This window comes from Pseudomonas sp. MT3 (assembly GCF_054720805.1).
Genome location: NZ_JBTVPY010000008.1, coordinates 178,403 through 204,269, shown reverse-complemented (window position 1 = coordinate 204,269; position 25,867 = coordinate 178,403). Strand labels below are relative to the sequence as shown.

23 protein-coding genes and 1 pseudogene are annotated in these 25,867 nt (G+C 66.9%); 5 read left to right on the top strand and 19 right to left on the bottom strand.

The window, feature by feature from the left end; all coding sequences use genetic code 11:
• Nucleotides 1–55: 55 nt before the first annotated feature.
• Both dtd and pip read right to left on the bottom strand, forming a co-directional pair.
• Nucleotides 56–493, bottom strand: coding sequence for a D-aminoacyl-tRNA deacylase (dtd, locus tag ACYCAX_RS10800; protein WP_015479281.1), 438 nt, complete (start codon nucleotides 491–493; stop codon nucleotides 56–58).
• Nucleotides 490–1,461, bottom strand: coding sequence for a prolyl aminopeptidase (gene pip / locus ACYCAX_RS10795; protein ID WP_460247984.1), 972 nt, complete (start codon nucleotides 1,459–1,461; stop codon nucleotides 490–492). Before pip ends, dtd begins: the two co-directional genes overlap by 4 nt.
• A 180-nt stretch (nucleotides 1,462–1,641) precedes the next feature.
• Here pip and ACYCAX_RS10790 point away from each other — a divergent pair, with 180 nt between their 5' ends.
• Both ACYCAX_RS10790 and ACYCAX_RS10785 read left to right on the top strand, forming a co-directional pair.
• Entirely contained in the window at nucleotides 1,642–2,070 is a 429-nt protein-coding gene (locus tag ACYCAX_RS10790) for a hypothetical protein (protein WP_015479283.1), read from the top strand.
• Nucleotides 2,067–2,543, top strand: a complete 477-nt coding sequence (locus ACYCAX_RS10785; RefSeq protein WP_460247983.1) for an NUDIX domain-containing protein — start codon at nucleotides 2,067–2,069, stop codon at nucleotides 2,541–2,543. Before ACYCAX_RS10790 ends, ACYCAX_RS10785 begins: the two co-directional genes overlap by 4 nt.
• 7 nt (nucleotides 2,544–2,550) lie before the next feature.
• Here ACYCAX_RS10785 and ACYCAX_RS10780 read toward each other — a convergent pair whose 3' ends face one another.
• The 3 genes from ACYCAX_RS10780 to ACYCAX_RS10770 are packed head-to-tail and all read right to left on the bottom strand — an operon-like array spanning nucleotide 2,551 to nucleotide 5,130.
• A complete protein-coding gene (locus ACYCAX_RS10780; protein ID WP_460247982.1) occupies nucleotides 2,551–3,450 on the bottom strand; it encodes a transporter substrate-binding domain-containing protein in 900 nt (299 codons plus the stop codon).
• A gap of 46 nt (nucleotides 3,451–3,496) precedes the next feature.
• Complete coding sequence (locus tag ACYCAX_RS10775; RefSeq protein WP_294972702.1) at nucleotides 3,497–3,847, bottom strand: RidA family protein; 351 nt, start codon at nucleotides 3,845–3,847, stop codon at nucleotides 3,497–3,499.
• Between the two features lie 26 nt (nucleotides 3,848–3,873).
• Entirely contained in the window at nucleotides 3,874–5,130 is a 1,257-nt protein-coding gene (locus tag ACYCAX_RS10770; RefSeq protein ID WP_460247981.1) for a D-amino acid dehydrogenase, read from the bottom strand.
• A gap of 63 nt (nucleotides 5,131–5,193) precedes the next feature.
• Between ACYCAX_RS10770 and ACYCAX_RS10765 the strand changes: the two are divergent.
• Nucleotides 5,194–6,163 (top strand): annotated as a pseudogene (locus ACYCAX_RS10765) (LysR family transcriptional regulator).
• A gap of 102 nt (nucleotides 6,164–6,265) precedes the next feature.
• Here the strand turns inward: ACYCAX_RS10765 and hutG are convergent.
• The 8 genes from hutG to hutU form a co-directional block, all read right to left on the bottom strand.
• Nucleotides 6,266–7,069: an N-formylglutamate deformylase gene (hutG, locus tag ACYCAX_RS10760; protein WP_294972698.1), complete on the bottom strand. Its 804-nt coding sequence runs from the start codon at nucleotides 7,067–7,069 to the stop codon at nucleotides 6,266–6,268.
• A 132-nt stretch (nucleotides 7,070–7,201) separates the two neighbouring features.
• On the bottom strand, nucleotides 7,202–8,398 hold the full coding sequence (gene hutI, locus ACYCAX_RS10755; RefSeq protein ID WP_294972696.1) for an imidazolonepropionase: 1,197 nt from the start codon (nucleotides 8,396–8,398) through the stop codon (nucleotides 7,202–7,204).
• On the bottom strand, nucleotides 8,395–9,927 hold the full coding sequence (hutH, locus tag ACYCAX_RS10750) for a histidine ammonia-lyase (protein WP_460247980.1): 1,533 nt from the start codon (nucleotides 9,925–9,927) through the stop codon (nucleotides 8,395–8,397). Before hutH (ACYCAX_RS10750) ends, hutI begins: the two co-directional genes overlap by 4 nt.
• Nucleotides 9,928–9,976: 49 nt before the next feature.
• A complete protein-coding gene (locus ACYCAX_RS10745) occupies nucleotides 9,977–10,792 on the bottom strand; it encodes a quaternary amine ABC transporter ATP-binding protein (protein WP_294972692.1) in 816 nt (271 codons plus the stop codon).
• Nucleotides 10,789–11,643 carry an ABC transporter permease gene (locus tag ACYCAX_RS10740; RefSeq protein ID WP_015479293.1) on the bottom strand — a complete coding sequence of 285 codons (855 nt, stop codon included), beginning with the start codon at nucleotides 11,641–11,643 and terminating at the stop codon, nucleotides 10,789–10,791. Before ACYCAX_RS10740 ends, ACYCAX_RS10745 begins: the two co-directional genes overlap by 4 nt.
• Before the next feature lie 206 nt (nucleotides 11,644–11,849).
• Complete coding sequence (locus ACYCAX_RS10735; protein WP_460247988.1) at nucleotides 11,850–12,758, bottom strand: ABC transporter substrate-binding protein; 909 nt, start codon at nucleotides 12,756–12,758, stop codon at nucleotides 11,850–11,852.
• Nucleotides 12,759–12,900: 142 nt separating this feature from the next.
• Nucleotides 12,901–14,313 carry a purine-cytosine permease family protein gene (locus ACYCAX_RS10730; protein ID WP_460247978.1) on the bottom strand — a complete coding sequence of 471 codons (1,413 nt, stop codon included), beginning with the start codon at nucleotides 14,311–14,313 and terminating at the stop codon, nucleotides 12,901–12,903.
• A 115-nt stretch (nucleotides 14,314–14,428) separates the two neighbouring features.
• Nucleotides 14,429–16,096 carry a urocanate hydratase gene (hutU, locus tag ACYCAX_RS10725; protein WP_460247977.1) on the bottom strand — a complete coding sequence of 556 codons (1,668 nt, stop codon included), beginning with the start codon at nucleotides 16,094–16,096 and terminating at the stop codon, nucleotides 14,429–14,431.
• Between the two features lie 716 nt (nucleotides 16,097–16,812).
• On the opposite strand from hutU, the gene hutH (ACYCAX_RS10720) reads away from it, so the two are divergent.
• A complete protein-coding gene (hutH, locus tag ACYCAX_RS10720; RefSeq protein ID WP_460247976.1) occupies nucleotides 16,813–18,342 on the top strand; it encodes a histidine ammonia-lyase in 1,530 nt (509 codons plus the stop codon).
• A gap of 170 nt (nucleotides 18,343–18,512) precedes the next feature.
• Here the strand turns inward: hutH (ACYCAX_RS10720) and ACYCAX_RS10715 are convergent, their stop codons facing one another.
• Nucleotides 18,513–19,103, bottom strand: a complete 591-nt coding sequence (locus tag ACYCAX_RS10715; RefSeq protein ID WP_015479298.1) for a HutD/Ves family protein — start codon at nucleotides 19,101–19,103, stop codon at nucleotides 18,513–18,515.
• Nucleotides 19,100–19,810 carry a histidine utilization repressor gene (hutC, locus tag ACYCAX_RS10710; RefSeq protein WP_015479299.1) on the bottom strand — a complete coding sequence of 237 codons (711 nt, stop codon included), beginning with the start codon at nucleotides 19,808–19,810 and terminating at the stop codon, nucleotides 19,100–19,102. Before hutC ends, ACYCAX_RS10715 begins: the two co-directional genes overlap by 4 nt.
• A gap of 233 nt (nucleotides 19,811–20,043) precedes the next feature.
• Here hutC and ACYCAX_RS10705 point away from each other — a divergent pair, with 233 nt between their 5' ends.
• Nucleotides 20,044–21,408, top strand: coding sequence for a formimidoylglutamate deiminase (locus ACYCAX_RS10705; RefSeq protein ID WP_460247975.1), 1,365 nt, complete (start codon nucleotides 20,044–20,046; stop codon nucleotides 21,406–21,408).
• Nucleotides 21,409–21,733: 325 nt separating this feature from the next.
• On the opposite strand, the gene bamE is transcribed toward ACYCAX_RS10705, so the two are convergent.
• The 4 genes from bamE to estP form a co-directional block, all read right to left on the bottom strand.
• Complete coding sequence (gene bamE / locus ACYCAX_RS10700; RefSeq protein ID WP_015479301.1) at nucleotides 21,734–21,988, bottom strand: outer membrane protein assembly factor BamE domain-containing protein; 255 nt, start codon at nucleotides 21,986–21,988, stop codon at nucleotides 21,734–21,736.
• Between the two features lie 72 nt (nucleotides 21,989–22,060).
• A complete protein-coding gene (locus tag ACYCAX_RS10695; RefSeq protein WP_460247974.1) occupies nucleotides 22,061–22,669 on the bottom strand; it encodes a DUF924 family protein in 609 nt (202 codons plus the stop codon).
• The gene (locus ACYCAX_RS10690) at nucleotides 22,669–23,682 is read right to left on the bottom strand and encodes a class 1 fructose-bisphosphatase (RefSeq protein ID WP_460247973.1); all 1,014 of its coding nucleotides are present in this window, start codon (nucleotides 23,680–23,682) and stop codon (nucleotides 22,669–22,671) included. The genes ACYCAX_RS10695 and ACYCAX_RS10690 overlap by 1 nt, the downstream gene beginning before the upstream one ends.
• Nucleotides 23,683–23,914: 232 nt before the next feature.
• The gene (estP, locus tag ACYCAX_RS10685; protein ID WP_015479304.1) at nucleotides 23,915–25,822 is read right to left on the bottom strand and encodes an esterase EstP; all 1,908 of its coding nucleotides are present in this window, start codon (nucleotides 25,820–25,822) and stop codon (nucleotides 23,915–23,917) included.
• Nucleotides 25,823–25,867 lie beyond the last annotated feature (45 nt).

Sequence of the window (25,867 nt, the reverse complement as noted above, 5' to 3'; positions counted from 1 at the left end):
TAAGTGCATATGCCCTAACCATCATCCCACGGCGTTATGACAAGCTGCCGCGCGTTCAAGCCTCCAGAAGAAAGGTCACCGGCCCGTCATTGACCAGGTGGACCTGCATGTTGGCGCCGAAACGCCCCGTGGCAACCAGGGAATGACGGGCTCGCGCCTGCTCCACGAGTAGATCGAACAACGCGGCGCCCCTTTCGGGAGGCGCCGCGCTGGAAAAGCTCGGCCGCAGCCCCTTGCGGGTATCCGCGGCCAGGGTGAACTGCGAAACCAGCAACAGGCCGCCACCGACATCGCTCAATGAAAGGTTCATTTTACCTTCATCGTCGCCAAACACTCGATAGTTAAGCAGCTTGTGCAATAAACGGTTCACCGAGTCCTCGCTGTCCTGCGGCTCGACCCCCACCAGGACCAGCAGGCCGTGATCGATGGCGCCGACCACTTCGCCCTCGACTTCGACACGGGCGCCGCGCACCCGCTGGATCAAACCCTTCATTCAGCCTCCGGCGGGAGGTTCAGCAAGCGGCGGCCGATTTCATTGGTCGCACGCACCAGCGCGTCGGTGATCCCCGCCTCGCTGGCCGCGTGGCCGGCGTCGCGGACGATCTGCAGTTCGCTGTTGGGCCAGGCATTGTGCAGCGCCCAGGCATTGTCCAGCGGGCAGACCACGTCGTAGCGGCCATGCACGATGACACCCGGCAGATGGGCGATCTTGTGCATGTCGCGCAGCAGTTGATCCGGCTCCAGGAAGCCGCCGTTGACGAAGTAGTGGTTCTCGATGCGGGCGATGGACAGCGCGCGGTGCGGATCGGAGAAGCGGTCCACCACCGCCGGGTTCGGGCGCAGCGTGGCGGTGCGCCCTTCCCAGGTGGACCAGGCACGTGCCGCGTGCATCTGGGCGATCTGGTCGGGCCCGGTCAGGCGGCGATGGAAGGCGCGCACCAGGTCGTCCTGCTCGTCCGCCGGGATCGGCGCCAGGTAGTCCTCCCAGTAATCGGGGAACAGGCGGCTCGCGCCTTCCTGGTAGAACCAGCGGATTTCCTGCGGGCGGCACAGGAAGATGCCGCGCACGATGAGCGCCAGCACGCGCTCGGGGTGGGCCTGGGCATAGGCCAGCGACAGCGTCGAGCCCCAGGAGCCGCCGAACAGCACCCACTTGTCGATGCCCAGGTGCTCGCGGATGCGCTCGATGTCCTGCACCAGGTGCCAGGTAGTATTGTTCTCCAGGCTCGCGTAGGGCGTGGAGCGGCCGCAGCCGCGCTGGTCGAAGGTGACGATGCGGTACAGGTTGGGATCGAAGAAGCGTCGCGACATGGCATCGCAACCGGAACCCGGGCCGCCATGAATGAACAACACCGGCAGGCCGTCGGGCGTGCCGCTTTCGTCCACATAGAGGACGTGCGGCGCTTCGACGGCCAGCTCGTGGCGAGCGTAAGGCTTGATTTCCGGATACAAAGATTGCATGGCGCGCTCCTGGGTCAGTGCGTACGGTCGCTCCCGGACCAGTAACCATCCTATGGCCTGTTGGTGACTTGCAGGTAGTCGCGTTGCCGCAGCGCGCGACCCCGTTCAACTCACCAGCCCTCCAAGGTGTCGGGCATGATACTCGGGCCGGAGAAAAACCCATAAAGGAGTTGGTGCGCCATGCCACGGAAGTTGTTTCTTTCCCTGTTGCTGCTGGGCTTCCTGTTGACGGGCTGCGGACGGGACGATCCCCGCGCGCAACTCGATGCCGCCGTCAAGCAATTGCAGGACAACCTGGAAGCCAAGCATAGCGGGGCGGTAATGGAACAGCTGCATGGCGACTTCCGCGCCAACGGCGAGTTCGACCGCGACTGGGCGCGGCGCACCATGACACTGATGTTCCTGCGCCACCAGCAGATCAAGGTGATCGTCCTCTCCAGCGACAGCCAGCTCGACCCGACCTACTCCGGCCGCGGCCAGACCACCGCCCAGGTCGCCCTCACCGGCGCCGAGAATCTGATCCCCGACAGCGCCGCGCACTACGCTGTGAAACTGGAATGGTGGCGCGACGGCTCCGAGTGGAAACTGGCGAGGCTCGACTGGCAATGACTTCCCCCCTGCAACACCGCATCCGCGCCGCCGGCCTGCTGGTACGCGACGAACACATCCTGCTGGTGCGCCACGAGGTGGCCGGCGAGGAGTACTGGATCCCGCCGGGCGGCGGTTTCGAGTCGAACAAGGACGAATCCACCCGCGACACGGTGCGCCGCGAATGCTTCGAGGAAACCGGCCTCGCCGTGGACGTCGGCCCGCTGGTCTATGTCCGCGAGTTCGCCGAACCGCTGGCCGGGCGCTTCCACATGGAGCTGTTCTACCGCGTGGACGCCTGGGCCGGGGACGTCAGCCTGAACAACCTGCGCGGCCTGGGCGGAGACGAGTTCAACATCCGCGCGGTAGCCTGGGTACCGCGTGCGGAACTGCCGCGCCTGCCCTCCTACTACCCCGCCGAATTGCTCGACGACGTCTGGGAGCGCCTGGCCGAGGCGATGCCGCTGATCCGCCACCTCGGCCTGCAGCGCTGAACGCGGCTTACTGCACCGGTTCGCTGGTGGGCTTGGCGATGATCGCCTGCAGCTCGGCGGTCATCGGAAACTCCAGGTTGAGGTTCTTCGGCGGGATCGGCTGCTCGAACCAGCGCCGGTAGATGCCCTTGATCTCGCCGGAGGAGTACAGCTCAGCCAACGTCTGGTTGACCAGGGCGAGGAACTGCGGATCGTCCTTGCGCACCATGCAGGCGTAGATTTCCCGCGACTGCGGCTCGCCCACCACCACCCAATGGTGCGGGTCGCGCGCCTTGGCCTTCTCGCCGTAGAGCAGCGCATCGTCCATGTAGAAGGCCACCGCGCGGCCGGACTGCAGCATGAGGAAGGCTTCGCCGTGGTCCTTGGCGCTGACCACGTTCATGTCCAGCTTGTGCTCGGCGTTGTAGGCCTTGAGGTAGCGCTCGTTGGTGGTGCCGGCGGTGGTCACCACGTTCTTGCCCTTGAGGTCGTCGAAGCCCTGGATGCCGCTGTCCTTGGCGGTCAGCAACTGGCCCTTCACGTAGATGAAGCCGTAGGAGAAGGCGACCTGCTTCAGGCGCTCGGCGGTGACGCCGGTGGAGCCACACTCCAGGTCCACGGTGCCGTTCTGCACCAGCGGGATGCGCGTCTGCGAGGTCACCAGGTTGTACTTCACCTTCAGGTCCGGCTGGTTCAGCTTCTGCTTCACGCGCTCGACCACCTTGCCGGCCAGTTCCACCGAGTACCCCATCGGCTGGCCGCTGTTGTCGCCGAGATAGGAGAACGGCACCGAGGCATCGCGATAACCCAGGGTTATCGTGCCGCGATCAGCCACTTTCTTCAGCGTGCCGTCCAGCGCCTCGTTGGCCTGCGCCAGCGCGCAGACCAGGCTGGACGCCGCCAGCATTCCCAGTGCAAGTCGTTTCATGGATTGCGTGCCTCTCTTGTTGTTGTGAGTCGTATCGAGGTTCTGTTCAAGGCCGCGCGGCGATCACCGTGATTTCCACCAACACCTGCGGCCGCGCGAGCAGCGCCTGCACAGTGGTGCGGGTCGGCGCGCAGCCTGCGGGCAGCCAGGCCGACCAGACGCCGTTCATGGCCTCGAAATCGGCGGCGATGTCCTTCAGGTAGAGGGTTGCGCTGAGAATGTTCGCCTTGTCGGTGCCAGCCTCGTCCAGCAGCGCGTCGATCTTCGCCAGCACCTCGCGGGTCTGGCCCTGGATGTCGGTGGCCTGGCCGGGCACCTGCCCGGAGAGGAACACCAGCGAGCCGAAGACCATAGCGCCGGAGAGGCGTTCATTGGTGGCGATGCGGGTCAGTTGCATGTCGTGTCTCCAAATCGAGAGAGAAATCACCCGGCCAGGCGCTCCGGTGTCAGCCCTTGGGTATCGATAGCGGGGCGGCGTCCGGCGATCTGTTCGGCAATCAGTTGTCCGCTGCCACTGGCCAAGGTGAACCCCAAAGCGCCGTGACCGAGGTTGAGCCACAGGCCGCGCGGCCCGCAGGCCCCCACCAGCGGCACGCCGGTGGGCGTGGCCGGGCGCATGCCGGCCCATTCGATGGCGGCGCCGTAGTCGCAAGCATCGGGCAGGGTGTCCATCGCCTGCTGGCGGATCAGCGCCAGGCGCTTGGGCTCCAGACGCGGATCGAAGCCGACGATATCGACCATCGCGGCAATGCGCAGTTGTTCACCGAGGCGCGCATAAACCACCTTGCGGTCGTAGTCGGTGAGGCTCACGTCCGGCGCGCGGTCTCCGGCGCGGATCGGCGCGGTCAGGCTGTAGCCCTTGAGCGGATAGAGCGGCAGGCACGGCCCACCCGGCAGCAGCGCGGCGCTGCGATAGCCGGCGGCGAGCACGACGTGGTCGGCCTCGAAGCTCTCCACACCAGTCACCCCGCCCGCCTTCACGCCCGCCACGGCGTCGTTGCGCAGGATCAGCCGCGAAGCCGGATGGCCATAGACGATGCGGCAACGGCCGGACGCCTGGAGCCGCTCGGCCAGCCGCTGGCAGAACAGGAAGCAGTCGGCGACCTCCTCGCTCGGCGTATGGATGCCGCCGACGAAGGGCGCGCGCTCCAACGCCGGGTCCAGTTCGCGGCACTGCCGAGCCGAGAGCACGAACTGCGCGGCGGGATCGGAAAGGTTCTGCCGCGCGCTGCGGAAGCTGCCCTCAGCGCGGAAGGCCACCAGCTTGCCGTTGCACCGCCAGTCGAAGCCGTCCAGCCCGTCTTCGCGCCAGCGTGCCAGCGTGGCCTGGCTGAACAGGGCGAGGCGGAGCAGGTGTTTCGCATTGGCCTGGTTGACCGAGCGCCGGCAGGCCGCCGTGAACGCCATCAGCCAGCGCCATTGCGCCGGGTCCAGGCGCGGGCGCAGGCGCAGCGGCGAGTCCCCGCGCAGCAACCAGCCCAGCGCCTGCTGCGGCACGCCGGCATCGGCCAGCGGCGCCACATAGCGGTAGGACAACTGGCCGCCGTTGGCGAAACTGGTTTCCAGCCCGGCCTGGTCCCGTGCCTCCAGCAGGGTCACCTCGAATCCTTCCTGAACCAGCGCATGGGCGGTCGCCAGTCCGACCACGCCCGCGCCGATGATGCAAACCCGCTGTGCCATTGCCACTCCACCACCCAGAGATTCCAGGCCTCGACCTTAGGTCCGGATGACAGGCGGCGGACAATGAATAAAGATGGGCAATCCATAACCTTGGGTTATACACGCGATCCCGGAGCCCCCCATGCGCCTGCGCCATATCGAAGTGTTCCAGGCCATCCGCGAGACCGGTTCGGTCAGCGGAGCCGCACAATTGCTGCACGTCTCCCAGCCGGCGGTGACCAAGGTGCTGCAGCACGCCGAGCAGCAACTGGGCTTCCCGCTGTTCCTGCGCGTGCGCGGCAAGCTGCAGCCAACGCCCGAGGCGCTGGAACTGGAGCGCGAAGTGGCGAAGGTGACCGAGAGCCTGCAGGGCGTGCGGCGCCTGGCGCAAAGCCTGCGCCGCCAGCCGGAGAACCGCCTGCGCGTCGGCGCCACGCCGGCGATGGCGCTGTCGCTGCTGCCGCCGGTGATCCGCGAGTGGACCGACCGCTACCCGCAGAGCAGTTGCGAACTGGCCACCCAGCACTCCCGCGAGCTGATCCAGAACCTGCTGATGCGCGAACTCGACCTCGCCCTGACCCTGCAGCAGACCGACCATCCCGGCCTGCGCGTACAACCCATCGCCAGCGGCCCGCTGGTAGCCCTGGCGCCGCACGGACACTGGCCGGAAGAGCGTCTGGGCCAGCCGCTGACGCTGGACGAACTGGCCGGCGAACCCATGATCGGGCTCTCGACTTCCGACCCGCTGTCCGCACGCCTGGAAGGCCATCTGGCGAACGTCGAACCGCCGCCACGCGTGCGCATCGCGGTGCAGACCTATGCGCTGGCGCGCACGCTGGTGGAAGCCGGAACCGGATTGGCGCTGGTCGATCCCTTCACCGCGCTGGGCGCCGATGAACAGCTCACCGCGCGGCGCCCGCTGTCGCCACCGGTGAAGGTGACGCTCTACGCCCTGACCCGCAACGACGAAACACCGCCGCACACCCAGGCGTTGCTGCTGGAGATGCTGGTGCGGCACGCCGAGAAGCAACTGGCGCAGCACCGTTTCGAATGAAAAGACAGCTCCCTGCCAGGACAAGGGAAGCGCCGCCGGGATGCGTGGTCCGGCGGCGCCACGCCGACAAGATCCCCGCCCCGGCAGGAAGCTGCGTAAAACTCAGCGGCCGTAGCGCTCGCGGCCCCAGGCGATGAAGGTTTCCAGCATGCGTCGGATGACCTGGGCGGTCGGTGCGGCGAGGTCTTCGCGGTAGCCGAAGGGCGCCTGCTCATCCATGTAGTTGCACTGCGCGAGCTCCAGCTGCACCGCGTGCACGTTGTCCTGCGGCTGGCCGTAGTGGCGGGTGATGTGCCCGCCCTTGAAGCGGCCGTTGAGGATGTGCCGGTAGGCCGGGGCCTCGGCGCACACCGCGACCAGGCGCTCGGCCAGCTCTGCGTCGCAGCTCGCGCCGCTGTTGGTGCCGATGTTGAAGTCCGGCAGCTTGCCGTCGAACAGGTGGGGGATCACCGAGGCGATCGAGTGGGCATCCCACAGCAGCGCGTAGCCGAACTCGGCCTTCAGCCGCGCCAGCTCGGCGGCCAGGGTCTGGTGGTACGGCGTCCAGACTTCGGCGAGGTAACGCGCGCGCTCCTCGGCCGACGGCGTCTGGCCGTCCTTGAACAGCGGGCGGCCGTCGAACAGGGTGTCCGGGTAGAGGCCGGTGGTGGCGGTGCTGTACAGCGGCTTGTCGTCGGCCGGGCGGTTGAGGTCGATGACGTAGCGCGAGTAACCGGCGGCCAGGGTGCTGGCGCCCAGCTCCTCGGCGAAGGCGTAGAGCCGCGGGATGTGCCAGTCGGTGTCGGCCAGCTCGCGGGCCTCGTCCACCAGGCCGTTTTCCACGGCCGGGGTCAGGCGGGTGCCGGGGTGCGGCATGCTGATCAGCAGCGGCACGCGGCCGCGTTTGAAGGTCAGTACGTTATCCATGGGGTGATATCTCCAATACGGGCGAGACGTATGCATTGCCTGTAGGAGCGAGGGGGACGCCATCGTTATTGCTCGCGAACGCTCTGGTTCTCGGGCTGTTCGCGAGCAAGCTCGCTCCTACGAAAAGCGGCTTCACAGCTCTTCGCCATGACGAATAACGCGCTTGGGCAAATCACCGCCGAGCCAGTAGCTCAATTCGGCGGGGCGCTGGATGTCCCAGGCGATGAAGTCGGCGACCTTGCCCGCTTCCAGGCTGCCGTGGCTGTCGGCCATGCCCAGCGCCCGCGCGGCATTGAGGGTGACGCCGGCCAGGGCTTCTTCCGGGGTCAGGCGGAAGGCGGTGCAGGCCATGTTCAGCATCAGGCGCAGGGACAGCGCCGGCGAGGTGCCGGGGTTGAGGTCGCTGGCGATGGCGATGGCCACGCCGTGCTTGCGCAGGGCGTCCACCTGCGGCAACTGGGTTTCGCGCAGGACGAAGAAGGCGCCCGGCAGCAGCACGGCAACCGTGCCGGCCTCGGCCATGGCGATGGCGTCGCTCTCGTCCATGAACTCCAGGTGGTCGGCGGACAGCGCGCCGTAACGCGCAGCGAGGCTGGAGCCGTGCAGCGAGGACAGTTGCTCGGCATGCAGCTTCACCGGCAGGCCCAGGCGCTGGGCCGCCTGGAATACCCGTTCGACCTGCGCCGGGGAGAACGCCAGGTGCTCGCAGAAGGCGTCCACCGCGTCCACCAGCCCCTCGGCAGCAAGCGCCGGGAGGATGCGCGTGCAGACCTGCTCGATGTACTCGTCGGCGCGGCCGGCGTATTCCGGCGGCAGGGCGTGGGCGGACAGGCAGGTGGTGCGCACCGTCACCGGCAGCTCCTGCTCCAGCCGGCGGGCCACGCGCAGCATGCGGCGCTCGCTGTCCAGGTCCAGGCCGTAGCCGGACTTCACCTCCAGCACGGTGACGCCATCGGCCAGCAGCGGGCGGGCCCGCTTGATCGCGCTGGCCAGCAACTCGTCCTCGCTGGCCTCGCGGGTGGCGCACACGGTGCTGGCGATACCGCCGCCGGCCGCGGCGATCTCGGCATAGCTGACGCCGTTCAGGCGCTGCTCGAACTCGCCGCTGCGGTCGCCACCGAACACCAGGTGGGTATGGCAGTCGATGAAGCCGGGGGTGACCCAGGCGCCGCCCAGATCGGTACTTTGCCGAGGCTGCTCGGGCAACTCGGCGCGCGGGCCGATCCAGGTGATGCGCTCGCCTTCGGTGAGGATCGCGGCGTCTTCGATGATTGCGTAGCGGCCGTCCTTCATGGTCGCCGCGTGGCAGTGCTGCCAGAGGTGTTTCATTGCAGGCTCCCGATGCTCGCGCCGACGCTATGCAGCGCCGCCGGGTTGGCCAGCAGCTGGGCGGTGCGGGCGATGTCCGGCGCCAGCCAGCGGTCGCTGTCATAGGCCGGCACCTGTTCGCGCAGCAGGCTCCAGGCGCAGTCGGTGCCGCTGCCGAAGCGCTGCGGCTTGAGGAATTCGAAGGCCTGTGCGGCCAGCAGGTATTCGATGGCGAGGATACGCCGGCTGTTGTCCAGGGCGCGGCCGAGCTTGAGCGCGGCGCTGGTGCCCAGGCTCAGGTGGTCTTCCTGCAGACCGGAGGTGACGAAGTTGTCCACCACCGCCGGCTGCGCCAGCTGGCGGTTCTCGCCGGCCAGGGAAGCGGCGACGTACTGGGCGATCATCATCCCGGAGTTGACCCCCGGCTGGCTCACCAGGAAGGCCGGCAGGCCGCTGAGCAATGGGTTGACCAGACGATCCAGGCGACGCTCGGAAACCCCACCCAGCTCGGCCACGGCGATCGCCAGCAGGTCGGCGGCCATGGCCACGGATTCGCCGTGGGGATTGGCCTGGGACACCACCCGGTAGTCGTCCGGCGTGCCCAGCACCAGCGGGTTGTCGGTGGCGGAGTTGAGCTCGGTCTCGATCTGCTTCGCAGCGTGCTCCAACTGGTCGCGGCAGGCGCCGTGGATCTGCGGCATGGAGCGGATGCTCAGGGCGTCCTGGGTGCGGATGCCGCGGTTCGAGGCGATCACTTCGCTGCCTTCGAGCAGCGCGCGCAGGTTGGCGCCGACCTTCTGCATGCCGGGGTGCGGCTTGAGCGCGATGATCTCCGCGTCGAACGCGTCGATCTGCCCACGCAGGGCTTCGAAGCTCATGGCGCCGATCACGTCGGCCCACTGCGCGAGGCGGGTCGCCTCGTCGAGGGCGAGGCAGCTCAGCCCGGTCATGCACGGCGTACCGTTGACCAGGCAGAGCCCGTCCTTGGCGCCCAGCTGCACCGGCTCCAAACCTTCGGCGGCCAGCGCCCGGAAGGCCGGAACCACTTCGCCGCGATAGCTCACCTCGCCGATGCCCAGCAGCGCCACGCCGACGTGGGCCATATGGGTCAGGTAACCCACCGAGCCCTGGGACGGCACGCGCGGGGTGATACCGTGGTTGAGCAGCGCCAGCAGCGCTTCCACCACGCGGCGGTGCAGGCCGGACTTGCCGTGGCTGTAGTTGGCGATGGCGGCGGCGATGATCGCGCGGGTCTGTTCGTCCTTCAGCGGCTCGCCCACGCCGCAGGCATGGCTGAGCAGGGTGTTGCGCGACAACTGCGCCAGTTGCTCGCCCTGCAGCACCACGTTGCACAGCGCGCCCAGGCCGGTGCTGATGCCATAGGCCCGCTCACCCCGGCTGACGATGCGTTCGACGATGCCGTGGGCGTTGTCGATGCGCGCCCAGGCGGCCGCCGACAGTTGCAGGCGCGCCCCCTGGCGCGCCACCGCGACCAGGTCCTGCCAGCGCAGCGGGCCGTTGCCGAAGGTGAGGGTGGAAGAGGACGACATGCGGAACTCCTGTAGGCGGGGAAGCCCCCTTCCCCGCCGGCGAATGGTGTTACAGCGCGGCGACGCGGCGCTGGACGAAGCGGTCGACGTACTCGTCGGCGGGCTTGTGCAGGATGTCGGCGGGCGCGCCCACCTGGATCAGCTGACCGTCCTTGAGGATGGCGATGCGGTTGCCGATGCGCACGGCTTCATCGAGGTCGTGGGTGATGAAGACGATGGTCTTGTGCAGGGTCTTCTGCAGCTCCAGCAGTTGGTCCTGCATGTCCGCGCGGATCAGCGGATCGAGGGCGCTGAAGGCTTCGTCCATGAGGATGATGTCGGTGTCGGCGGCCAGTGCGCGGGCCAGGCCAACCCTTTGCCGCATGCCGCCGGAGAGCTGGTGCGGGTAGGACTTCTCGTAGCCCGCAAGGCCCACGGTGGCGATCCAGTGCAGCGCGCGCTCCTGGCACAGCGCCTTGCTCTCGCCACGGATCTTCAGGCCGTAGGCGACGTTGTCGAGCACGCTCTTGTGCGGCAACAGGCCGAAGCTCTGGAACACCATGCTGATCTTGCGCCGGCGGAAGTTCTCCAGCGCGGCGGCGTCGTAGGCGAGGACGTCCTCGCCATCCACCAGGATCTGCCCGCTGGTGGGGTCGATCAGGCGGTTGAAGTGGCGCACCAGGGTCGACTTGCCGGAACCGGAGAGGCCCATGATGACGAAGATTTCCCCCGCCTCGATGGACAGCGAAAGATCGTTGACGCCGACCACGCAATCGGTGGCGGCCAGCACCTCGGCCTTGCTCTTGCCCTGGCGGATCATCGCCAGCGCGGAGTCGGCCTTGGCGCCGAAGATCTTGTAGACGTTCTTGACCTGGATCTTGCTCATTTGCTGGCCTCTGTGTGGCGCGAGCGGCCGTAAGCCTGGGTGATGCGGTCGATGACCACGGCGAGGATGACGATGGCCAGACCGGCTTCCAGGCCCTTGCCGACGTTGAGGGTCTGGATGCCCACCAGCACGTCCTCGCCCAGGCCGCGGGCGCCGATCATCGAGGCGATGACCACCATCGACAGGGCCATCATGGTGGTCTGGTTGATGCCGGCCATGATGCTCGGCAGCGCCAGCGGCAGTTGCACGCCGAACAGTTGCTGGCGGCGGTTGGCGCCGAAGGCGGTGATGGCTTCCATCACCTCGCGGTCGACCTGGCGGATGCCCAGGTCGGTGAGGCGGATCAGCGGGGGAGCTGCGTAGATCACGGTGGCGAAGATCGCCGGCACCTTGCCCAGGCCGAACAGCATCAGCACCGGGATCAGGTACACGAAGCTGGGCATGGTCTGCATGATGTCCAGCAGCGGCAGCAGCACGGCGCGGAAGCGGTCGCTGCGCGCGGCGACGATGCCCAGCGGAATGCCGATCAGCACCGAGATGAGGGTGGCGACCATCATCAGCGCGAGGGTCTGCATCAGCTTGTCCCACAGCCCGACCGCCCCCACCAGGAACAGCAGGCCGACGATCACCGCCGTGGGCAGGATGCGCCGGGTGGCGTGCCAGGCGATGCCGCCGACGATGGCCAGCATCAGCCACCAGGGCGTGGCGCGCAGCACGCTCTCCAGGTTGACGATGGCCCACAGCAGGGTGTCGGAGATGTGGCGGAACACGTCGCCGTAGTTGGTGACCAGGGCATCGACCCAACCGTTGACCCAGTCGGCGATGGAGAAAGTGAAGCGTTCGGGAAACATGGCACGTACTCGTCAGGAGTGGGCATCACCGGGGAGGCGGGGCCTCCCCGGATTCGGCGGCTTGAGCACCTGTCCCTGATCTGCTGCGCTCGGCCAGGCGGCGTTGAAAGCCGGCTCGGACTGCTCATTTACTGTGTGTAAACTCCGCGTCCTCGCCATCTTTCGCCTTGCCTGGCCGTCGCTCGCGACGATCAGGGCACAGGCGCTCAGAGCGCGGCCTGGACCTTCTTCGCAGCGTCCTCGCTGACCCAGGTGGTCCACACTTCCGGGTGCTCCTTGAGGAAAGTCTTGGCCAGTTGCTCGGAGCTGAGTTTCTCCTTGGCCATCTTCGCCAGGTTCTGGTTCAGCAGGTCGATGGGCAGGTTGATCTTCTCCAGCACCGCCACCAGTTCCGGGGCCTGGTCGTGGAAGGCCTTGGACAGGCCGACCTGGATCTTCACGTCCTTGTTCACGCCCGGCTCATCCAGCTTCACCAGGTCGGCCTGGCCCATCAGGGGCGTCGGCGACCAGTAGTAGAAGAGGATAGGCTCCTTGCGCTTGTAGCTCGACAATACGGCGGCATCCAGGGCCGGGCCGGTGCCGGGGCGGAAGTTGGTGTACTTGTCCTCGAGGCCGTATTTCTTCAGCATCTCGGAGTTTTCCAGCTCGCAGGTCCAGCCGGCCGGGCAGTTGTAGAAGCGGCCCTTGCCCGGCTCTTCCGGATCGCGGAACACCTTGGAGTATTGCGCAAGGTCGGTGACAGCCTTCAGGTTCGGCGCCTTGGCTTCGATGTTGCGCGCCTTGTCGCCCTCGATCACGAAGCGCGGCACGTACCAGCCTTCGGTGGCGCCGACGATGGGCGCGCCCACGCCGACCACCTTGTTGGCGGCGGCGGCCTTGTTCCAGGCGTCGCTGCGGCCGATCCATTCCTCGCTGAAGATCTGGATGTCGTTGTTCGCCAGCGCCTGCTCCATGGTGATGGAGTTGCCCGGCAGGCTGTCGGTTTCGCAGCCGTAGCCGTTCTTCAGGATGATCTGCATGAGGTCGGTGAGCAGCATGCCGCTCTCCCAGTTCAGCCCGGCGAATTTCACCGGCTTGCCGCTCTCGCACCAGCCGGCGGCCTGGGCCGTGGTCATGGTGCCGCCGAGCAGACCGGCGGACAGGAACAGGCCCAGCAGCGTCTTCTTGGTGTTGTTCATCTGATGCTCCTAAACGTGAATGAGGTTGGGCAGTGCAAGGGCCGCGCGTGCTCGTGGCCGCACGGCCGGGCCGGTCTGTTCAGGTGCGGGCCGGCAGGATCAGCCGGTCCGGTACTGCCCGCGTGACGCGGCGGGCGACCAGGTAATAGAGAACGGCCGGAACCACGAGGCCGATGATCCAGGAAATATCCACGCCACCCAGGGCGTCCACCAGCGGGCCGGTGAAGAACTTGGTGGAGATGAAGGGCAGTTGCACCAGCACGCCGATCACGTAGACGCTGATGCCGGGGATGTTCCAGCGGCCATAGCGGCCATCGGGATCGGCCAGCGCCGGCACGTCGTAGTGCTCGCGGGTGATGCAGTAGTAATCCACCAGGTTGACCGCGCTCCACGGGGTGAAGAAGGCCAGCAGGAAGAGGATGAAGGACTTGAACGCGCCGAGGAACGAATGCTGGCCGAGCAGCGCGATCAGGGTCGCGGCGCCGACGATCAGCAGGACGAACACCAGCCGCTGCACGCGGCTCACTTCCAGGTGGCCACAGAAGCCGCTGATCACCGTGGCGATGCACATGAAGCTGCCGTAGGAGTTCAGCGTCGAGATGGTGATCTTGCCGAAGGCGATGCTGAAGTAGAGCAGCGCGGCGACGGCGCCGCTGCCGCTCAGGCCGACGATGTAGGCCACTTCATGGCCGGCGAACTGGCCGTTGGCCCCGGCCGCGGCGAACACGCCGAAGATCATCGCCACCTGCGCGCCGATCACCGAACCTGCGCCCACGGCGAGGAAGGTCTTCACCGAGGAAGTCTTGCTCGGCAGGTAGCGCGAGTAGTCGGCGACATAGGGGCCGAAGGCGATCTGCCAGGAGGCGGCCAGGGACACCGCGAGCAGGAAGCTGCTCCAGCTGAAGTGGCGAATCTGCAGCAGCGCGCTGACGTCGGTCTGGCTCATCAGACGGGAGAACAGGTAGACGAAGGCGATCACCCCGATGACGCTGGCGATGCGGCCGATCACGTGGATCACCCGGTAGCCGAGCACGGTCACCAGCACGATGACGCTGGCGAACATCAGGATGCCGACGCTGTCGCTGACGCCGAACAGCTGGCCCAGGGCCTGGCCGGACAGCACGGTGCCGGTGGCGGTGAAGCCCAGGTACATCAGGCACACCAGCACGATCGGGATGGCCGCGCCGTAGACGCCGAACTGCACGCGGCTGGAAATCATCTGCGGCAGGCCGAGCTTCGGACCTTGCGCCGCATGCAACGCCATCACGCCGCCGCCCAGCAGTTGGCCGATGAGCAGGCCGATCAGCGACCAGAACACGTCGCCGCCCAGCACCACGGCCAGGGCGCCGGTGACGATGGCGGTGATCTGCAGGTTGGCACCCAGCCACAGGGTGAACTGGCTGTAGAGCTTGCCGTGGCGCTCGGCCTCGGGGATGTAGTCGATCGAACGCACTTCGATCAGGGGTTTGGAGCTGTCACTGGCCTGGGACATCGTTATTGTTCTCCCGAAGGGAATTCTTGTCTGTCGATGTACTGCTTTACGGACCGGGCCGCCGCACCACGCCGTGCGGCGGCCCTCTCCCTGGTCCTGACTGGCGACTGCGAGATTACTTGCCAGTGATCATCGGCAGGTTCAGGCCCTGCTCCCTGGCGCAGTCGATGGCGATCTGGTAGCCGGCGTCGGCATGGCGCATCACGCCGGTGCCCGGGTCGTTGGTCAGCACGCGGGCGATGCGCGCCGCCGCTTCGTCGGTGCCGTCGCAGACGATCACCATCCCCGAGTGCTGGGAGAAGCCCATGCCCACCCCGCCGCCGTGGTGCAGCGAGACCCAGGTGGCGCCGCTGGCGGTGTTCAGCAGGGCGTTGAGCAGCGGCCAGTCGGACACGGCGTCGGAGCCGTCGCGCATGGCTTCGGTCTCGCGGTTCGGGCTGGATACCGAGCCGGAGTCGAGGTGGTCGCGGCCGATCACGATCGGCGCCTTCAGCTCGCCGCTGCGGACCATCTCGTTGAACGCCAGGCCGAGCTTGGCGCGCTGGCCCAGGCCGACCCAGCAGATACGCGCCGGCAGGCCCTGGAAGCTGATGCGCTCCTTGGCCATGTCCAGCCAATTGTGCAGGTGGGCGTCGTCGGGGATCAGCTCCTTGACCTTGGCGTCGGTCTTGTAGATGTCCTCGGCATCGCCCGACAGCGCGGCCCAGCGGAACGGACCGACGCCACGGCAGAACAGCGGGCGGATGTAGGCCGGGACGAAGCCGGGGAAGTCGAAGGCGTTGTCCACGCCCTCTTCCTTGGCCATCTGGCGGATGTTGTTGCCGTAGTCGAAGGTCGGCACGCCCTGCTTCTGGAATTCCAGCATGGCTTTGACGTGCACGGCCATGGACTGCTTGGCGGCCTTCACCACGGCGGCCGGCTCGGTCTGCGCGCGGTCGCGGTACTGCTCCCAGGTCCAGCCGGCCGGCAGGTAGCCGTTGAGCGGGTCGTGGGCGGAGGTCTGGTCGGTGACCATGTCCGGGCGCACGCCGCGCTTGAGCAGTTCCGGGAGGATTTCCGCGGCGTTGCCCAGCAGGGCGATGGAGATGGCCTTGCCTTCGGCGGTGTATTTGGCGATGCGCGCCAGGGCGTCGTCGAGGTCCTTGGCCTGCTCGTCGACATAGCGGCTGGCGAGGCGGAAGTCGATGCGGCTCTGCTGGCACTCGATGTTCAGCGAGCAGGCGCCGGCCAGGGTCGCGGCCAGCGGCTGGGCGCCGCCCATACCGCCCAGGCCGGCGGTAAGCACCCAGCGGCCCTTGAGGTTGCCGTCGTAGTGCTGGCGGCCGGCTTCGACGAAGGTTTCGTAGGTGCCCTGGACGATGCCCTGGCTGCCGATGTAGATCCACGAGCCGGCGGTCATCTGGCCGTACATGGCCAGGCCCTTGGCATCCAGTTCGTTGAAGTGTTCCCAGTTGGCCCAGTGCGGCACCAGGTTGGAGTTGGCGATCAGCACGCGCGGGGCGTTGGCGTGGGTCTTGAACACGCCGACCGGCTTGCCGGACTGCACCAGCAGGGTTTCGTCGTCATTCAGTTCCTTCAGGGTGGCGACGATCTTGTCGTAGCACTCCCAGTTGCGCGCAGCGCGGCCGATGCCGCCGTACACCACCAGTTCCTTCGGGTTCTCGGCGACTTCCGGGTCGAGGTTGTTCATCAGCATGCGCAGCGGCGCTTCGGTCAGCCAGCTCTTGGCGCTGCGTTGGGTGCCGCGCGGGGCACGGATTTCGACGTCACGGAATTTGGTCACGGAAGGCTCCTTCGCTTGCTCGGGTCGGTGGCCGTGGGGGCGGCCTGGCGGTTCGTTCGACGGTGCCGAGGGGTTCGCCACCATCATGTCTATGCTTGTATGTACAAGTATAAGCAAAGGAGAGGCCAACCCGGTCCAGGGACTTCTGGAGAGTCTCAAATATTTGAATAACCTACTGATTTATATGAATTTAATTTGAATGAAGCACACGATTGAGCAGCGCACAGCTATTACCTGCTTTCAGAGTCATGCCCCAGAAACGGGCTGCCCTGCGCCTTTTCGTAGCATTCGGTAACACCGCTCGTTACGAAGGAACGCAGGTTGTATAGACAAGCACTGGAAAGCGAAGGACGTCCGCGCAATGGGGTTCGCCAGCGGGCCCGCGCCGCCCAGGCAGTTCGTTTCAGGGCAGTAGGGGCCAGCCCATCACGATGATGCGGGGTCAGATTCACCGGCAACCCAATGAAGGGTAGCGATGGCGGAATCGCCTCGAACCCCGTCGCCGCCTTCAGCACCCAGCCAGCCGCGGACTCGCGACAGTTCGCGAGCATCGGACTGGCAATGCCACCGGCGGTGACATTCACTTGCCTGGAGAGCGCCCGCACCCTGCACCAACCAACGCCAACGCAGGCCCGGAACGCATGGCACGGCGATTGCTATACCTGTATATACAGGATACGACCACAGTAACACTTCACCGACTCCAGGAAGCTGACATGTCCGACACCCTGCTCCTGACGCCCGGCCAGTTCGACCTCGACCAGCTGCGCGCCATCCATCAGCACCAGCCCACCCTGCAGCTTGCCGACGAGTGCCGCGAGACCATCCTGCGCAGCGCGCAGACGGTCAGCCAGATCATCGCCGACCAGCGCACCGTCTACGGCATCAACACCGGCTTCGGCCTGCTGGCGCGCACCTCCATCGCCGAAGACCAGCTCGCCACCCTGCAGCGCAACCTGATCCTCTCCCACTGCACCGGGACCGGCCCGCTGCTGGACGACACCAGTGTGGCGCTGATCATGGCGCTGAAGATCGGCTCCCTGGCGCGCGGCTTCTCCGGCGTCGGCATGCCGGTGATCGAGACGCTGCTCAAGCTCTACCAGGCGCGGGTCTATCCGTGCATTCCGTCGCAGGGCTCGGTGGGTGCTTCGGGCGACCTCGCGCCGCTGGCGCACCTGTCCTCGACCCTGCTGGGCGTCGGCCAGGTACGCCATGAAGGGCGCATCCTCGAAGCCACCGAAGGCCTCGCCATCGCCGGCGCCGAACCGCTGGTGCTGGGGCCCAAGGAAGGCCTGGCGCTGATCAACGGCACCCAGGTGTCCACTGCGCTGGCCCTGCGCGGGTTGTTCGCGGCGGAGAAGCTGTTCATCTCGGCGGTGGTCGCCGGCAGCCTGACGGTGGAAGCGCTGAAGGGCTCGTTCGTACCCTTCGATGCGCGCATCCAGGCAGTGCGCGGCCAGCCAGGACAGATCGCGGTCGCCGCGCTATACCGCGAACTGCTGCACGACAGCCCGATCAACCAGTCGCACATCGACTGCAAGCGCGTGCAGGACCCCTACTCCCTGCGCTGCCAGCCGCAGGTGATGGGCGCCTGCCTGGATCACCTGCGCTTCGCCGCCGGGGTGTTCCTGCGCGAGGCCAACGCCGTCTCCGACAACCCGCTGGTGTTCAGCGCCGATGGCGACGTGCTCTCCGGCGGCAACTTCCATGCGGAGCCCGTAGCGATGGCCTCCGACGTGCTGGCCCTGGTGATCGCGGAGATCGGCGCGCTGTCCGAACGGCGCATCGCCCAGTTGGTGGACCCGGCCATGTCCGGCCTGCCGGCCTTCCTGGTCAAGGAAGGCGGACTGAACTCCGGCTTCATGATCGCCCAGGTCACCTCGGCGGCCCTGGCCTCGGAGAACAAGACCCTCGCGCATCCGGCTTCGGTGGACAGCCTGCCGACCTCGGCCAACCAGGAGGACCACGTGTCGATGGCCACCTTCGCCGCCCGCCGCCTGCTGGACATGGCCGGCAACAGCGCCGGAGTGGTCGCCATCGAACTGCTCGCCGCCGCGCAAGGCGTGGACTTCCACGCGCCGCTGCAAAGCTCGCCGCAGTTGCAGGAAGTGCGCACGCTGATCCGCAGCCAGGTGCCGCACTATGACCAGGACCGCTACTTCGCCCCGGATATCGCCGCTGCGCGAGCGTGGGTGGAGGATGGGGTGATGAGCCGGTGGATCGCTTATTCGCGGTTGTATTCGTAACCACGACGTAGGGCGCATAACGCCTATGGCGTTATCCGCCGCTCGGTGATGACGGCGGATAAAGCGTTCCGCTTTATCCGCCCTACAGTTGGAGCGCAGCGATTGATGGGTATCGCTTCGCTCCACGCCATCCTGCAAAAGCAAAGGGCGCCTCCCGGCGCCCTTTTTGCTCAGCGTGCTTCGAGTTCGATCACGCAGATATCCGCACGCCCCACCACCGTCAGCCGCCACTCCTGCAGCGTGCCGTCGCCCTCGGCTATCAGCGTGTCATGCAGGCCCAGCACCCCGCCGGCCACACCGTTGAAGCTGGCATGGATACCCTCGCCCGCGCTGAACAACAGCACGGTCGAAGCGCTGCTGAAAAAGTGGGCGGAGCCATTCAGCTTCAGCCATTGCAGACGCGCACGGTAGCGAGCCGGTGAATAGATCAGGTTGAAGTCGCGGATCGCGCCGCCCAGCAGCGTGCAGTCCACCGCGCTGGCGCCATCGAAGGCGAAGGCATCGAGCGCACGCAGGTCGCGGGAGTCGGCGCCATCCACCTTCAGCCGCATGCCCTCGCCTTCCAGCACGCTAATGACGCGCTGATAGCCGGTGAACGCGGAGAATGGCCCCGGCGCGCCGACGTCGGCGATGGACACGCGCCAGCCGAAGCCTTCCAGGCCGTCGCCGGCATCGCGGACGATCTCGCGGGTGGTGCCCGCGCCGTTCTTCCAGGGCATCGCCGGGTAATCGGCGGCGCGCAGCAGCTTCACATCGGTCATGAACTGAAACGTCCTTCCAGGCGGTAGCGCGAGCCCGGATAGAGCAGGCGCGAGCTGGTCACGGTATTGCGTCCCGACCAGGTCCGCCGGCGGATCAACAGGCACGGCTCGTGGCGGTCGACGGACAGCAGCTTGCATTCCTCGGGGCTGGGCAGCACCGCTTCGACCACGTGTTCGCCCTCGCTCAGCGGCGCCACTTGCGTGAGGTAGGCAAACGGCGTCTGCCCGGTGAAATCCTGCTTCATGTAGTCTGGCGCCACGGCGGCGTTGACGTAGCGGTCCTCGATCTGCACCGGGATGTCGTTCTCGTAGTGCACGATGATCGAGTGGAAGATGCGTTGTCCCTCGCGCACGTCCAGCGCCAGCGCACGCTCGGCGGTAGCCAGTTCCTCGACCAGGCTGACCACCACGCAATGATGCTTGTGCCCGCGGGCGGTGATTTCCTCGGCGATGTTCTGCACCTGGAACAGCGCCGACTGGCCCTTGGGCTCGGCGACGAAGGTGCCCACGCCCTGCATGCGCACCAGCAGGCCGTCGGCGGTCAGCTCGCGCAGCGCGCGGTTGATGGTCATGCGGCTGACGCCCAGCTCGTCGACCAGCTCCGCCTCGGACGGCACGCGGTGGTGCGGCGGCCAGGTCCCGGACTGGATCTGCTGGATGATCAGTTGCTTGACGCGGGCATACAGCGGCGCGGGAATTTCCCCCATCTGCGCGGCGAGCGACGAACCCTCGGCGGGCGGGGTAGGCGTGGGCGATGCGGGCACGGGAAACTCCTTGTCGTGGCGACGATGGGCGAGGACTGGATCTGCCTCCGGCATGTACCGGATTCGACCGGTGCATACAAGTCCTTCGACGACCGCCGGGTTGCCTTGCAGTTTACGGCCTCGGCAAACGTCTGTATATGTATATACAAATTCGAAGAAACCTGCGAGGCCCGCGCATGTCCGTCCTGTTCGCCGAATCCGCCCTGCTGCCCTCCGGCTGGGCACGCAATGTCCGCTTCGAGATCGATGCCGACGGCCTGTTCACCGCGATCACCCCGGACGCCAGCGCCGAAGGCGCCGAGCGCGTGGCCGGGCCGCTGCTCGCCGGCATGCCGAACCTGCACTCCCACGCCTTCCAGCGCGCGATGGCAGGCCTGGCGGAAGTCGCCGGCAACCCCAACGACAGCTTCTGGACCTGGCGCGACCTGATGTACCGCCTGGTCGGCCGCCTGTCGCCTGAACAGGTCGAGACGATCGCCCGCCAGCTCTATATCGAAATGCTCAAGGCCGGGTACACCGGCGTCGCCGAATTCCACTACGTGCACCACGACGCCGACGGCACGCCCTACGCCAACCCGGCGGAGCTGGCCCTGCGCGTCAGCCAGGCGGCGCGCGACACCGGCATCGGCCTGACCCTGCTGCCGGTGCTCTACTCCCACGCCGGCTTCGGCGGCCAGGCGCCGAGCGAAGGCCAGCGCCGCTTCATCAACAGCACCGACAGCTACCTGAAACTGATCGACGGCCTGCGCGCGCACCTGTCGAACCAGCTGCAGCAGAGGCTGGGTCTGTGCTTCCACTCCCTGCGCGCCGTCACGCCGCAGCAGATCACCGAGGTGCTGGGCGCCGATGCCAGCGATTGCCCGGTGCACATCCACATCGCCGAGCAGCAGAAGGAAGTCGACGACTGCCTGGCCTGGAGCGGCCGCCGTCCGCTGCAGTGGCTGTACGAGAACGTCGCGGTGGACGCGCGCTGGTGCCTGGTCCACGCCACCCACGCCGAGGCCGACGAAGTGACGGCGATGGCGCGCAGCGGCTCGGTGGCCGGGTTGTGCCTGACCACCGAGGCGAACCTGGGCGACGGCATTTTCCCGGCGGTGGACTACCTCGCCCAGGGCGGTCGCTTCGGCATCGGCTCGGACAGCCACGTCACCCTGAGCGTGGTCGAGGAGCTGCGCTGGCTGGAATACGGCCAGCGCCTGCGCGACCAGCGCCGCAATCGTCTGTATGGCGCCAACCAGCCGATGGTCGGCCGCACCCTGTTCGACGGCGCCCTCGCCGGCGGCGCCCAGGCCCTCGGCCAACCCACCGGTGAACTGGCCGTCGGCAAGCGCGCCGACCTGCTGGTGCTCGATGGCGGCGATCCCTACCTGCAGACCGCCCGTGGCGACGCCATCCTCAATCGCTGGCTGTTCGCCGGCGGTGACCGCCAGGTACGCGACGTGATGGTCGCCGGCCAGTGGCGCGTGCGTGACGGCAAGCACCCGCTCGAAGAGCAGAGCGCCCGCGAGTTCGCCGATGTGCTGCGCACGCTGCTGAACTGATCGCAAGGGCGTACAACCGTTCGCGGTGGTACGCCGTTTCAACTCGCCCGCCGGCGGACCCGGTGCCGAGCTCGGGGCCAGGGACCAAGCGCCGAACGTTTACGCCCTACGCTCCTGCGGATGCGGTTCGCGAGCAAGCTCGCTCCTACAGGGAAACGTCGTAGCGCTCTTCGTAGGAGCGAGCTTGCTCGCGAACCGCTCGGCACCGAACCAGTCGCGTTTCGATCCCCCCGCATCGCCCATGAAAAAACGCCCCTCGGGGCGTTTTTTCAGGGTGCACGGAAACAACGGTCGCATCCGACCCTGTCGCCCGTTCCGACTCGCCTTACTTCAGGCCCTGGGCGGAGAACAGCAGCACCTTGTCACCGGCATACTGGATGCTGATGAAGGCCTTGTCGTCGCCCCAGGTGCAGCTGGACACACCCAGCGCGCCGGAACACTCGGTCGGCTTGCCGAGCAGGCCTTCGACTTCAGCCTTGGTCATGCCGGTTTTGATCTTGGAATAGTTTTCCTGGTTGATCTTGCTGCAAGCAGCCAGGACGACACAGAACGCGACGAGCGCGAGGCGGCGGAAGGACATCGACAACTCCATTGTGTAGGGGCAGGCCAACAAGCTTGGCACAGGACGGCCGGATCGGCCGCCGTGTTGGAGTCAGAAACGTGAGCCGGGTTCCGTGAGGAACTGCGTTTCTTCGCTGCTGGACGGGCGTCCGAGGATGGCGTTGCGGTGAGGGAAGCGGCCGAAGCGGGCGATCACCGCCTGGTGCTTGCGCGCATAGGCGAGAAAGCCGGCGAACAGCACCTTCTCGCTGGCGCCGGATTCGGCCTGCAACTCTTCGTACAGGCGCACCGCCTCGTCCTGGCTGGCCAGGTCCTCGGCGTGTTCCAGCACGATATAGGCGAATACCCGCTCGATGCGCGGCAGCTTGCGGTCGAAGCCGGCTTCCAGCCCCTGGCGCACCAGTCGCTGGGCGCGGGCGTCGCCGGCGTAGGCGCGCGAGGTATCGCGGAAGATCATGCGCGGCAACTGGTCGAGCAGCAGGATCAGCGCCAGCCAGCTTTGCGGCTCGCGCTCCCACTCCTGCAAGCCGCCGTCCAGGGCCTGGCGCACCAGGCCGCCGAAACGGTTGTCGGAGTCCACATCCTGACAGACGCTCTTGCCAAACCACAGGGCGTTACGCTGCGCGGACACCTCGACGGCATCCAGCGCACTGCCGAACCACCAGTCCAGCAACGCCTGCCAGGGGGCCTCCCGGAGCATCAGCCTTCCTTGTGGTAGGCGGTGGCGCGCTCGACTTCTTCCTTGGAACCCAGGAACACCGCAACGCGCTGGTGCAGGTTCTCCGGCTGGATGTCGAGGATGCGCTGGTGGCCGTTGGTGGCGGCGCCGCCGGCCTGCTCGATGATGAACGACATCGGGTTGGCTTCGTACATCAGGCGCAGCTTGCCGGGCTTCTCCGGCTCGCGGGCATCACGCGGGTACATGAACACGCCGCCGCGGGTCAGGATGCGGTGCACGTCGGCCACCATCGAAGCGATCCAGCGCATGTTGTAGTTCTTGCCCAGCGGGCCTTCCTTGCCGGCCAGCAGCTCGCTGACGTAGCGCTGCACCGGGGCTTCCCAGTGGCGCTGGTTGGACATGTTGATGGCGAATTCGGCGGTGCTGGTGGGAACGGTGATGTTCTCATGGGTCAGCACAAAGCTGCCCAGCTCGCGATCCAGGGTGAAGCCCTTGACGCCGTTGCCCAGGGTCAGGATCAGCATGGTCTGCGGGCCGTAGATCGCGTAGCCGGCGGCGACCTGGGTGGTGCCCGGCTGGAGGAAGGCTTCCTCGCGCAGGCTGTCATTCTGGCTCAGGTACTCGGTGGGGCAGCGCAGCACGGAGAAGATGGTGCCGACCGAGACGTTGACGTCGATGTTGGAGGAGCCGTCCAGCGGATCGAAGACCAGCAGATAGGCGCCCTTGGGATACTTGCCCGGGATCTGGTAGGGATGGTCCATTTCCTCGGAGGCCATGCCGGCCAGGTTGCCGGCCCACTCGTTGGCTTCCAGGAGGATCTCGTTGGAGATCACATCCAGCTTCTTCTGCACTTCGCCCTGCACGTTCTCGGTGCCCATGCTGCCCAGTACGCCGCCGAGGGCGCCCTTGGACACCGCATGGCTGATTTCCTTGCAGGCGCGCGCGACCACCTCGACGAGGAAGCGCAGGTCGGCCGGGGTGTTGTGACTGCGGGTCTGCTCGATCAGATAGCGGCTCAAGGTAACGCGGGACATGGAAGGCTCCAGGGGAGAAGGTGGAAAAAATCAGGGCGCATTCTAGCGTGGAAACGACCGCGATGCCTCCTTGCGCAGAGGCTCGCCGAATGCTTGGAGCCCGCCGCGCACGGGCAGTTCCCCAAAGTCGATCGGCCCCGCGACCTTCGGCCGCGCGGCGAGCGGTCCACTGGAAAGAAAGCGGGGTGACGGCCGAGTCCGCCCGTCACCCCGCGCCGTTCACCTCAGGCGATCAGAAGTCCAGGCTCAGCGCCAGGCTCACGCCCTGGGCCAGGTCATCGCTGCTGCGGTGCGCACTGTAGCCGCCGCGCAGCGACAGCTCCGGGGTCAGCTTCTGGGCGAAGCCGAGGGTGGCGCGCTGCAGGTGGCTCTGCGGGGTGTAGCCCTGCAGGGTGAAGCCGTTCGCCGGCAAACTGGTGAAGTTCATGCCGATGTTCCGGGTGTCGTCGGCATACTCGCGCTCCACCGCGACCTCGCCGAACAACTGGGTGTCCTGCGACAGGTCCAGCTTGCCCTGCAGGCCGGCGCCGAGGCGACGGGAGTAGCGGTTCTGCTCGTCATAGGCCAGCGCGGTGGAGCGGCCGCTGTCCTCTTCGTAGCCGTCCACTTTCACCCGCGCCCAGTCGGCGCTGACGAAGGGCGACAGGTGCCAGTTCTCGCCACCCTGGGCGATGTCGTAGCCCAGTCGGCCGCTGAAGGCCAGCAGGCTGCCGTCGGTATCGGCCTTCTCCTCGACCTCGTGGTCGATGATGGAGAACTTGCGGTTGGCATCATCAAAGTCGAGCTTGCCGCCGGTCACCGAGGCGTCGGCCCACCAACGGTTCTGCTGGAACTGCACGAACAGGCTGCCCAGGTAACTGTTGAGCTTGTAGTCGGAGTCGTCCGAGCCCAGTTCCAGCTTCTGCCGGTAGAAGCCCAGCGAACCGCCGACGCGCCAGGCGTCATCGAGACGATAGCTGGTACCCAGGGTCAGGTTGGCGCCGTAGCCGTCGCCGTCGGCCGCGCTGTCCTGGTCGTCGTAGTCCAGGTGCTGGGCGCCACCGGTGACGAAGCCGCGCCACTGCCCGGTGCCCTGCCAGTTTTCCCAGTCCGCCAGCCATTGGCTGCGCAACTGGTCCTGGTAGGCGTTGTAGGTGCCCAGGGCCATCTCCGGCAGCATGGTCGCTTCCCACGGGGCGGAGAGTACCGAGTAGGCGTAGTCGGCGATCAGGCGCTGGCCGGCGATGGTCGGGTGCACGCCGTCGTTGAAGATCAGCTTGGTCGGGTCGGGGGTCGCGCCGTGGCGGCCGTAGAGCGGGTTTTCCGGGCAGCCGTTGCCGCTGAAGCAGGTGCCCACCAGGTTCGTGCCGGTCGCCAGGCCGAAGGCACCGGGATCGGCGAGCACTTCCTGGAACATCAGCGGGATGTTCAGCGGGATGACGTTCGCAGAAGTCGCCGCCAGTTGGGCCGCCAGCTGCTGGTTGAAGATACCGCTGAGCTCGGTGCCGAAGGGTTGCAGGGACGTGCCGTTGGTAGCGGGCGTCAGCCCCAGGTCAGGCAGCAGCCAGACCATGATGTAGCGCGCGCCGGCCTGGTGCAGGGCCTCGACGCTGTCCACCAGGCGCCCGGCTGCGGCGCCGGCGCTCGCGGCGTCGAGAATCCGCCCCTGGAGGAAGTCGTTGCCGCCACCGGTGAGGTAGTAGAGCGCATTCGGATCGGCCCGGCGCCCGACCAGATAGCCGTCGCGCGTACGGGTATCGCCCCCGGCACTGACCACCGAGCCATCCGGCGCGGTGATGGAGTCGTAGATCTGGTCGGTACGGTAGCCGCCTACCGCCCAGTTGTTGCCGTCCTGGGTGCCGCTGACCAGCGAGGTCGAGGGATTGAGGTCGGCGGAAGAGACGCCCAGCTTGCCGCCGAGGATCATCGGCGCGGTCGGTCCGAAGGCTTCGCCGCTGCCTTCCAGATAGGTCGGACCGGTGCGGTTGGTGAAGCGCGTGGAGGCGCCGGGCGGGCCGCCGGCGTCGGGGAACTGGCCCGCGTCGCTGAGGCTGTCGCCGAACACCACCAGGGTCGAATAGGGAGAAGGGGCTGCCGAGGCCTGCGAGGCAATCGCCAATACGCAGGCAGCCGCCAACGGGGTGAGCGCCTGTCTGATCATCCTGCTACTCCGTGCTTGTTTTTATTGGGCGGACAGAACGCCATC